Here is an 11084-nt window from a genome sequence, read left to right on the forward strand (position 1 = left end):
ACTATCTTTCGGTTTTAACAAGAGGTAATTATTAATTATTAATTATTAATTATTAATTATCCATAGTAGGGGCGGGTTTCTTCCTTAAATTAACGAGGTTTCACCTAAAGTTAAATAAACCCGCCCCCCAACAATGTAACGCACAATTAGTAGGGGCGGGTTTCTCCATTAAATTAACGAGGTTTCTTCCTTAAATTAACGAGGTTTCACCTAAAGTTAAATAAACCCGACCCCCAATGATGTAACTTTAATTTAATTAAATGACAAAAATCCAAGCTTCTCAAATTGAATATGTCGATGTAATTATCATCGGTGGCGGAATTGCTGGAATTTCTATTGCTGAATTTCTGGCTCGTCATAGTCGCCTTTCTATCAAAGTATTAGATAGTGCCCCACAATTAGGAACATTTGCTTCGGGTAAATTGGAAGGTTGGTTTCATACTGGGGCACTTTATTCAGGACATGATGATGCTCAGACTTTTATTAATTGTGTTAATAGTTTGGAGGATTTAATTAATCTATATAGTTCCTATTTTTCTGCACAATGTAATATTGCTCTGACAGAAACAAAACCTAATTTTTTTACCCCCGCAGTTATCCCTAATTCTAATGGTTGGTTTAACGATCGCCCTGTATATTTAATTCATCCTAGAAAAAATTCTCCAGAAATTAGTCTATCTGGTCTGAAAAGCGATTCGGTATATTTAGAAATTCAACGAAACCGAGTTTTAGGAAGATTAGAAACTGCTTATGGTCAACAATATAATTGGCTGCAAAATGGAAGTTGTTTAGCACCAATTTATGGCGAAGTNATTCTAATGGTTGGTTTAACGATCGCCCTGTATATTTAATTCATCCTAGAAAAAATTCTCCAGAAATTAGTCTATCTGGTCTGAAAAGCGATTCGGTATATTTAGAAATTCAACGAAACCGAGTTTTAGGAAGATTAGAAACTGCTTATGGTCAACAATATAATTGGCTGCAAAATGGAAGTTGTTTAGCACCAATTTATGGCGAAGTTGAAGCTTATGAGGGATTAAATTGTTCTTTGCGTCATTCAACAGAAACTATAGATAATCTTTGTCGTAGATTCGATAATTCTTATGGTCTAGAAAATTCTAATTATGAAATTATCAAAACCTTAGATTGTTCGATGAATACTACTGCCATAATGAGAACTTTAGTTGCTAGTGCTATGGAGCGGGGGGTGACATTCGAGACGGGAGTAACTATTGATAAATTACTAATAGATAGTTACGGTAAAATTCAAATCAAAAGTCTTTTATGTCGCACACAAAATAGCTTTCCTAAACGTCTCAAAGCGCGGTTATTTATTTTTGCAGTCGGAAAAGGTTTTGAACCCTTTTTATCCGATTTACAAGTACGGGCAAAACTTAAACGTAGTCGTAGTGCAATGGTAGTAACTCAACCTGCTTTAACCGATACTAATTTTGTGCGGATGTCTACTAAAAGAAAGTTTCATTTTAATCATTTTGTACATAATTATGAGATAGGGGCAGAAAAATTTGTTTATTCTATGTTGGCGGATTCCAGCTATACTAATGACGACCCAATAAATCGAGAAGAAGAAGTAGATATTGAGCAAATTTTAGATTCGGCAGAACGATATTTTGGCAAAGAAAAACTTTACAGTCGAAATCTTTTTAGTTATGACTGTGTCAAAACAGAATTTATTAGTCAGGAAGAACAAAAACGGCGTTATAGTTATTGGATAGAGTCAAATCCCAATAGTAACTATTTATGTGTTTTGCCTGGGAAATTTTCCTTTTTTCCGACAGTAGCATTTCAATCTTATCAATGGATTAAAACTCTAATTGATTTTGATGAATGTTTGGATAAATCAACCTTTGTTCCAGATGTTAAAGTTATGGAGGAAGCTAAGAAATTAATTGCTGATTCTTATCCAGTGAAAATTATTAATGAAGCTATAAACTTTATTATTTAACGACTTGAAACTAGGATAATTTTGCAATTATGAAAAAATTTTTCTGTTGACAATTGTGGAATAGGAAAATTGGTTTAAATTAAGTTGTGGAAGGAAAATAAAATCTAGTAGTAGTGTATCTAGCTTGAAAATATGGGTAAATTTGAGTCAATGAAGACCTCTCCTCCCTGCCCCAACCCCTCTCCTGCAAGGAGAGGAGAGAAGCTCCCCATTCCCTTGTAGGGAAGGCGGTTGGGGGTTAGGTTTTTTTAACCAACAATTTTAGTCTAGATACGCTACTAGATTTGTAGTCATATCAGTCCACTTGGTATTTTCTGAGGAAAATTCCGGTATATTATAATTCTGCATATTATAAACTTAGTATCCAATATGAAAAAAACTCTATTTTTAAATCCCCCTTCCTTTGATGGTTTCGACGGAGGTGCTGGAGCTAGATATCAAGCCAAACGAGAAATCACCTCATTCTGGTATCCTACCTGGTTAGCTCAACCTGCAGCTCTAGTTCCCGGAAGTAAATTAGTAGATGCTCCTGCTCATTATCAAACGGTGGAAGATGTGCTGAAAATTGCCAAAGATTACGAACTGGTAATTATGCACACCAGCACCCCTTCCCTCCCCAATGATGTTAAATGTGCAGAAGCAATTAAAACTCAAAACCCGGAAACACAAATAGGTTTTGTTGGCGCTCATGTGGCAGTTTTACCAGAACAAACTCTTAAAGATAATCCAATTATTGATTTTGTTTGTCGCAACGAATTTGATTACACCTGTAAAGAATTATCCGAAGGAAAACCTTTTGCAGAAATTAAAGGGTTGAGTTACCACGATCGCCAAGGTAATATTCAGCAGACCCCAGAACGAGAATTAATTCACGACTGGGATGCGATGCCTAGTGTTTTTCCTGTTTATGCAGAACATCTCGATATTCGTAACTATCTAATTGGTTATTTGCTCAATCCCTACATCTCCTTATATACTGGTCGCGGTTGTCCTGCTAAATGTACCTTCTGTTTATGGCCACAAACTATTGGCGGACATCAATATCGCGCTAAAAGTCCCGAAGCAGTAGGGCGAGAAATGGCAGAAGCAAAAGCAATTTGGGGTAGCTCTGTCAGAGAATACTTTTTTGATGACGATACTTTTACTATTGATAAAAAACGAGCGATCGCCATCAGCGAACATTTGAAGCGACTGAAGCTAACCTGGAGTTGTAATGCTCGTGGAAATTTAGATTATGACACTCTCAAAGAATTGAAAAATAACGGTCTACGTTTGCTATTAGTTGGTTTTGAATCAGGAAATCAGCAAATTTTAGATGGAGTCAAGAAAGGAATTAAATTAGAAGTCGCCCGCAAATTTATGGAAAATTGCCATAAGTTAGGAATTAAAGTTCATGGAGCTTTTATTCTGGGTTTACCCAATGAGAGCAGGGAAACTATTGAGGAGACTATCCGTTTTGCTTGTGAAGTAAATCCCCATACGATTCAAGTTTCTATTGCTTCCCCCTATCCAGGAACAGAATTATATAGTCAAGCTGAGGCAAATGGTTGGTTTACTGGAGATTCTCTGGTAGCAAATTCTGGGATTCAAATGTCAGCGTTGCAATATCCTAATTTGTCAGGTAGTGAAATTGAGGATGGGGTCGAGCAAATGTATCGTCGGTTTTATTTTAGACCGAAATCAATTATTCCTATTGTTGGAGAAATGTTGGCAGATCCGCAAATGTTAGTGCGACGTTTGCGCGAAGGTAAGGAATTTTTGTCTTATTTGAGGGAGCGTCATCAGAGAGCTGCAAGTCATTAATTAGCTAGACATCTCCGGTTTCAATTGAATTATCGGAAATGTCTATTAGTTAGTATATTTCTAGTTTCCTTTGTCTGTGAAAAATTATAATGAATGAGATGAAATAGTTAAAAGTTAGGCTGAATTTTTCTAAGGAATTAGGGCGTTGCATAAATGCGGGATGATTTTAATAGTTTTGCAGGATGGAAATCTTGCCTGTTCCTAATATTTTCAGTCGTACACAATACCCAGTCGGCTGAAATTCATCCCTTAATTCAGCAATGCCGGAATTAGCAATATTACGATTAGGAATGAAAATTATGACATCAAAAACCGTGATTCAAGTAACAGCAAATGGACAGTTAGAGTTACCACCAGAAATTCGCTCTCAGTTACAACCTGGGGATGAGTTTTTCTTGTGGCAAGATGAAGATACCATTATCCTCAAACGGGTGAAAAAGTCGGCTGTTAAGGATATGATTAACGCGCAAAAAGGAGTTAACCGTGAGGCAAGTTCACGTTTTTTTGAAATATGCGATCGCTTCCATGAACTTAATGAAATCGATCCTATTTCTGAAGAGGAAATTCAAGCAGAAATTAAATCTTATAAGCAGGAAAAACGAAAGTTAACTTAAGTTGATGCGAATTATCTTAGATACCAATACTCTGATTTCTGGACTATTTTGGCGAGGGAAACCTTTTGAGGTTACAGCAGAGAATATGCTTGGTTTATCACCAGTATTTAAGTGTCAAAATTATCAATACTATACCTGTACAAATTATATCAATCAACAAAATTATGAAAACAAATACCCAAACAACACCAGATAACAACAATACAAAAATTACTACCCAAACCAAAAATCGCGGAATGTCAACAACAACTAGCATCCTAGATACCCTACAGCTAGTTTTTCAAGCTGGAGGTCCGGGATTTTGTCAATTTGCTATTAATAATGCTTGTAATGCTAACTGTGGTTTCTGCAATTTTGCACGAGATACTTTTCCGAAAGAGCAAACAAAATTTGTTGAACTTGATGAGGGTATAGATGCAATTAATATTCTGTTTCGTGAAGGTATTAGATATCTGGTTTTCACTGGTGGGGAACCAACTCTTAATCCAAATCTAATCTCATTTGTCGATCATGCAGCAGGATTAGGAATCAAACCTATGGTGGTGACAAACGGTGGGTTGTTAACGCCGAACAAAATTCACGAATTAGCTGATGCAGGTTTATCTAGTCTAATTATTTCAGTTGATGCTGCAACTCAAGAAATTCACGAGAAAAATCGCGGGTTGCCTGGTGTATGCAATAAAATTAAAGAAGCTAATCAAGTGCTAAAAAATATTGGGATGTATTCGACTGCTTCTGTCACCATGAGTCATTTAGTTGATTATGATGCACTGCCAGATTTTCTAGACTCCCTGGGATTTGAGTCGGTGGTTTTTTCCTATCCATTAACAAGTCTTGATTCTAATTTTTTAGGATATTCTGATGCTGGTTTAGTCACTCATACTAATGAAAGTCTGTGGCAAGCTTACGAAAAAGTCAAGGAATTAAAAAAGCGATTTCGAGTAGTTAACCCTACTCTTTCTTTAGAAGAAATGCAGAGATTTGTCAACAATGAGGAGCAACGTTATCCTTGTTTAGCAGGTTATCGTTTCTTTTTTCTTGACTGGGATTTAAATTTATGGCGTTGTCATTTTTGGCATGAACCGATGTGTTCTATTTATGAATTTGATAGCTCGAAATTGGTTAGAGATAATTGTACAAAATGTATGATTAATTGTTATCGAGATTCCAGTTTAATGCAGAATATTGCAGTGTCGATGCAGGATGCTTATCAGTCAATTAAGAAAGGAAATTTATTAGATACGGCAAAAGCTTTAACGAGGAAAAGTAATGTTGATTCTTTACGAGCGGTGATGGAAGAATTACCTTGGATAATGCGGTTTTAATAATGGATAATGGATAATTGATAATGGATAATTGATAATGAATAATTGATAATTAACCCTGGTTTAATCCTCTCGGTTTTAACCAAATGCGGAAATATTATTAGACATCTCCGATAATCAAAAACAAAATCAATTATTATATAATGTTCGGATAATTAGTGAGAAAAAAAATTTGGTTTGTAGTTGGGCTTTAGCCCTATCTTAATAGTTCGGGCTAAAGCCCAACTACAAGCTTTAATTATAACTATTCAACCGGACATGATATTATGGATAAATTATCAATTATCCCCGCTATTCCCTGATTCCCGGTTTCCTCTTTTCTAGAGAATCAGCAAACCCTAATTATCCATTATCAATTATCCATTATCAATTATTTCTTATCTATTAACTATCAAACCAATAACAATAAAAATAATGCCAATAAATCTACCCAAAGAAACCTTTTCTTTTAACCAAAACTTCGCGCCTAAAATACTACAAACATAAGTTAATGCTGTTGCCGGGCGGACAAAACTAACATCTGCCCAACTTAACACCGAAATAAATGATAAAAAAGCAATTGTTTGACAAAAAACTCCCACAATAATTAACCGATTTATGATAATTTCACCTATTTGTTGAACTAGACTTTTGATGGATTTTAAATTCACCTCTCCAATTTGTTTCATCCCTCTGGCAAGACATAAATCTCCAGTTGAATCAGCCAAAGCAATAATAACGATCGCCAACCAAGTTTTATACTGATAAAAGCTCAAAGATAATCCCACTAAAGCCAGGTGAAAATTATGATTTTTTCTATCTTCATATAAACTTTTACTTAAACCAACAATTAATACACCAATAGTTATGATTAAAGTTCCGATTAATCTGATATTTGAAATTGTTTCATCTAAAATCAACCAAGCAAAGAAGGCATTTAACAAATAAGTTAAAGAGTGCATCGAAAGTACATAACTCAGGTCAAGTTTAGAAATAACAGTTAGGTATAAACCGAGAGAAAGCATCAGAAAAATTACTCCTAACCAAATCCAAAAATTTGTTAGTAAGTAAATTATTAATGGTATCCAACTTTCAGAATTAACTAGATTAACTTCCCCAAATTGTTTCATGGCTTTACTTAACCAAATATCTCCTAAAACCTGGGTAATATTCAACAGAAATAGTAAGATTAAATTTGCCATAGGGAGTAGGGAAGTAGGAGAATAGGGTTCTTAAGAATAAGTAAGTAGTAATTACCCTCTTTTCCTAGAATCCTTAAAAACATTGCTAAACTTTACTTAATTACTTAATAACTGAAGTCTTGAGGAAGTATACCATTATTTTTCGGAATTGGTGTAGCTCCTCTTGAATATAACGAAAGTTAACTTCGGAAATTTATGCTAAAATATATTTCTTACTTCTTCCTTACCAATGAAGCAGGAAATATGTCATAATCAATTCTAGATTAATATTTTTTGAACAAAAAATAGATTCTACCTATGTATCAACTAACTATTAATATACCAGAAGAAACAGCCTTAGCCTTAAAATTAACCCCTGAAGAACTTAGTCAAGAAATGAAACTAATTGCTGCCATTAAACTTTATGAATTAGGTCGTCTTTCCTCTGGTGCTGCTGCAAATTTAGCAGGTATTCCCAAAGTCCTATTTTTGACAAAATTAGCTGATTATGGTGTAGATACCTTTCAACTCACTGAAGCTGAATTAGCAGAGAAACTAAATAATTGATAATTGATAATTGATAATTAATAATTAATCTTCAGAGGTTTAAAGCCTCTTTACCAATGGATAATTAATTTGATTTTTTATGATTCGAGATCTCTATTTGGGATAGGCGGTGCGTTACATTTCATTTTCATGTCCCGAAGGGAAACGCACCCTACTAAACTCCTTCCTCCTTCCTTCTTCCTTCCCTAACCTATAGCATCCTTCAAAGCATTCTGAGTCATAGCAGCGATCGCCTGATCCGTCGCCTTCGGTAAATGATAATACTTACCACCCGCTTGTTTGGCCAACTCCTTTGCAAACCCAGTGGAAACAAACTTATTCTCAGTATCTATCATCAACAACTGAATACCCAAACCCCGAATTTTAGCAGCTATTTCCAACAACTCCTCCTTAATATTCGGCTTCTCATCATCTAACATCGGTTCACCCAAAGAACGCGCCAACGGAATATTCCCGCGCCCATCAGTAATAGCAACAATCACAACTTGCCCGACATCACCAGACTGTTTAGCANTGGAAACAAACTTATTCTCAGTATCTATCATCAACAACTGAATACCCAAACCCCGAATTTTAGCAGCTATTTCCAACAACTCCTCCTTAATATTCGGCTTCTCATCATCTAACATCGGTTCACCCAAAGAACGCGCCAACGGAATATTCCCGCGCCCATCAGTAATAGCAACAATCACAACTTGCCCGACATCACCAGACTGTTTAGCATTCACACCAACTCTCACCGCTTGAGTCAAACCATGTGCTAAAGGCGAACCCCCACCACAAGGCATTTTTTCCAAACGTCGTCGGGCAGAAGTTATCGAACGAGTCGGCGGTAACAAAACCTCCGCCTGTTCTCCGCGAAACGGAATCAACGAAACCTGGTCTCGACTCTGATACGCCTCCGTCAACAACTGCATCACCGCACCCTTTGCCGACTGCATTCTATTCAACGCCATCGAACCCGAAGCATCAACCACAAATACCACCAAAGCACCTGCCTTTCTTGCCAACCGTTTCGCCCGCATATCACTCTGCTCCACAATAACTTTGCGGTTTGGCTGACGTTCTCTTCTCGACTTTTGATAAGGAGCAGCAGATCGCAAAGTCGCATCCACAGCAATACGTCGCACCTTACCTTTAGGCAACATTGGTTTCACATAACGCCCCCGATCTTCAGAAAAAATCATACTCCTACTACCCGACTTACCCTGACGGTTTGCCGTTTGCGCAAAAGACAACACAGTATCATCTAAAACCACTCCCTCCGGATCGAACAGAAATTCTTCAGGAATACTTGCCTCTTCTTCCTCTGGAGGTTCCTGGTTTTCCTCATCTTCCTCTTCCTCTTCCTCTTGTTCCTGTTCGGACTGATCTTCTGGAGGGGGTGGTGGTGGTGGCGGCGGTTGTTGTTCCTCTTCTGGCGGAGTTTGCACTATTGTTGCTCGTGGCACAATAACTAACTCCACCGCTCGACGCAAGTCATCAGCATTAACAGTTGTTCGTCCGTCTAGTGCTGCGGATGCTTTAGCAACTCGCACAGCAAAAAGTTCTGCCCGATGTCCTTGCACTCCTCCACGAACTGCTTCTTCCACTAAATAGAGTATCTGTTCCTGGGTAATAACCACATCTTTTACCCACTCCCTCGCCAACAAAATCTGAGTTTTGAGATTATCTATATCTTCTGTATATCTTTCCAGAAAAGCTTGAGGAGAACTAGCATAATCTAAAGCTTGTTCCACTGCTTCCACTCGTTGCTCTAAACCTAAAAGCATATCTGCTGAGAGAGCGATCGCTATTCTATCCAGCAAATGTTCTCTTAACGGCCCCTCTTCAGGATTATAAGTAGCGATAAATAGAGGTTTACAAGGATGTTGAAAACTAATACCCTCCCGCTCTATCTGATTTCTCCCTTCTGTTAAAACCGTCAGTAATAGATTAGCAATATTATCATCAAGCAGATTAATTTCATCTACATATAATACCCCTCGGTGAGCAGAAGCTAATAAACCTGGTTGAAAAACCGTTTCCCCCTGCTTTACTGACTTTTCTACATCCACCGAACCCAATAACCTATCTTCTGTCACTCCCAAGGGAACTTGAATAAAAGGTGCAGGTATAACTTCTGTAGGTATTTCTTCTACTGTGGCGTTGGGATGCTCTTCTAAAAGTTGCTCATCCCATTCTTCAGGGTAGTTGGGATTACAGTTGCTAAAAGAACCTTGGACAATTTCAATAGGTGGCAAAAGGGAATGTATAGCTCTGGCCATTACAGATTTAGCAGTCCCACGACGGCCAGCAATGGCGACTCCTCCTAATCCTGGATCGACGGCTGCTAACAATAAGGCCATTTTTATTGCTTCTTGTCCAACTACAGCAGCTAGAGGAAAATTGATAATAGTGGGAGGGTTAACGACAGGCATAGTTTGAATAGTTTGACTCTTACTTTCTAGGATATCAATTAATGGGACATATTTTTCCAGTTGGGGTTGGCGATCGTGAAACGATGTGGAGCATTATCGCTTCTGCCTTACTGCTGAATGCCTTCTGCTATAAGCAGCTATACAAAATTAATCACACATTTTGTCAGACTGAATCCCTTATACTGTATCCCTCAGATCAAATTAGGGAAGGTAAACAATTTTGTCATGGTGCTTATCTATTAAATACTTTTTATTACACTTTTTCCGGAAAAATAAGGTGGGAAAGATACCCACCCTAATTATTATTTTTATGCACTTCTATAAACCTGATAGTCAAATATTTTTTTTACCAATTTTAACGATGAGATAATTTCTTTTTATTCAGCCAAAATCCTAAACCTACTAAACCTAAACCGATAACAACCCCTGGTTCAGGAACATCAGAAACTGGTTCTTGTTTCTCATAACTCACCTCACCATAACCCGATCCATTGAAGGGAAAACCACTCAAATCTGTGTAATCAAACTCATTCTCAAATAAGTCCCAAGACAAATTTGCATCAGCAACATAATCCCAATCTAGACTTTGAAATACTCCATTTTCAAATAAAACACCATCTCCGTCATTCTCAAAGTCTAATGCTTCTACTCCAAAAGTTTGCCCTAACCAATTAAACTCAAAATCCAATACTTGTTTAATTACTTCGCCAGAGCCAATATCAAGTTCTTCACCCTCAGAATCAAAAGTAAAATAGCCCGATCCAGTAGTACCATCGTGAATACCTCCGTCAATATTTGTGACAGAGAAATCATATCTCATTAATACTGCTTGAGCAGGCATAGCTATTGTTAAGGAACCTAAGCTGATAACTACTCCACCACTAGCAAGGACTAACTTTTTGTAGATATTCTTCATTGTCTTGCCTCCGTGTAACTACATAATAGTATGTTTCTAGGATAACAAAACTTTTTTGTCATGTTTACGGTTTGATACAGAATTTAATCACGACGAAACTTCTTTCATTTTTGTCAAGGTCAGCGATCGCTTCAAATGCTAAATCTTCTCTATTTCTATAATTTTAAGCTACACATTATTCTGATTAAAGTCTTTATTTTTAGCTTTTCAATTAAATATTACAATCTACATATATTATACTTATTTTTATTATAATTAATATTTATATTAAATTAGGGGGTAATACCCCTCATGGGTGTTATACTACGTTTAG

7 protein-coding genes and 2 pseudogenes are annotated in these 11084 nt (G+C 36.9%); 5 read left to right on the plus strand and 4 right to left on the minus strand.

Annotation, left to right across the window (positions count from 1 at the left end; all coding sequences use genetic code 11):
• Nucleotides 1-260: 260 nt before the first annotated feature.
• From AFK68_RS46540 to AFK68_RS26140, 4 genes are all read left to right on the plus strand, one after another.
• On the plus strand, nucleotides 261-811 hold a 551-nt coding region (locus AFK68_RS46540; protein WP_143438294.1), incomplete at its 3' end, for an FAD-dependent oxidoreductase.
• Between the two features lie 1524 nt (nucleotides 812-2335).
• Nucleotides 2336-3769: a hopanoid biosynthesis associated radical SAM protein HpnJ gene (hpnJ, locus tag AFK68_RS26125; RefSeq protein WP_094676376.1), complete on the plus strand. Its 1434-nt coding sequence runs from the start codon at nucleotides 2336-2338 to the stop codon at nucleotides 3767-3769.
• A gap of 299 nt (nucleotides 3770-4068) precedes the next feature.
• Nucleotides 4069-4383: an AbrB/MazE/SpoVT family DNA-binding domain-containing protein gene (locus tag AFK68_RS26130; RefSeq protein ID WP_143438289.1), complete on the plus strand. Its 315-nt coding sequence runs from the start codon at nucleotides 4069-4071 to the stop codon at nucleotides 4381-4383.
• Nucleotides 4384-4547: 164 nt separating this feature from the next.
• A complete protein-coding gene (locus AFK68_RS26140) occupies nucleotides 4548-5708 on the plus strand; it encodes a radical SAM protein (protein ID WP_094676382.1) in 1161 nt (386 codons plus the stop codon).
• A 377-nt stretch (nucleotides 5709-6085) separates the two neighbouring features.
• Here the strand turns inward: AFK68_RS26140 and AFK68_RS26145 are convergent, their stop codons facing one another.
• Nucleotides 6086-6889: an EamA family transporter gene (locus AFK68_RS26145; protein WP_210407631.1), complete on the minus strand. Its 804-nt coding sequence runs from the start codon at nucleotides 6887-6889 to the stop codon at nucleotides 6086-6088.
• A gap of 297 nt (nucleotides 6890-7186) precedes the next feature.
• Here AFK68_RS26145 and AFK68_RS26150 point away from each other — a divergent pair, with 297 nt between their 5' ends.
• Nucleotides 7187-7435 (plus strand): UPF0175 family protein, encoded by a 249-nt coding sequence (locus AFK68_RS26150; protein ID WP_094676384.1) that lies wholly within the window; start codon nucleotides 7187-7189, stop codon nucleotides 7433-7435.
• A 185-nt stretch (nucleotides 7436-7620) separates the two neighbouring features.
• Here AFK68_RS26150 and AFK68_RS42630 read toward each other — a convergent pair.
• The 3 genes and pseudogenes from AFK68_RS42630 to AFK68_RS26160 form a co-directional block, all read right to left on the minus strand.
• Nucleotides 7621-7948: pseudogene (locus AFK68_RS42630) on the minus strand (magnesium chelatase ATPase subunit D); the annotation flags it as partial.
• 1 nt (nucleotide 7949) lies between these two features.
• A pseudogene (bchD, locus tag AFK68_RS26155) lies at nucleotides 7950-9855 on the minus strand (magnesium chelatase ATPase subunit D); the annotation flags it as partial.
• 355 nt (nucleotides 9856-10210) lie between these two features.
• Nucleotides 10211-10771: a PEP-CTERM sorting domain-containing protein gene (locus tag AFK68_RS26160; RefSeq protein ID WP_094676386.1), complete on the minus strand. Its 561-nt coding sequence runs from the start codon at nucleotides 10769-10771 to the stop codon at nucleotides 10211-10213.
• Nucleotides 10772-11084: the final 313 nt, after the last annotated feature.

The organism is Hydrocoleum sp. CS-953, from assembly GCF_002260545.1.
Taxonomy (GTDB): Bacteria; Cyanobacteriota; Cyanobacteriia; order Cyanobacteriales; family Microcoleaceae; genus Trichodesmium.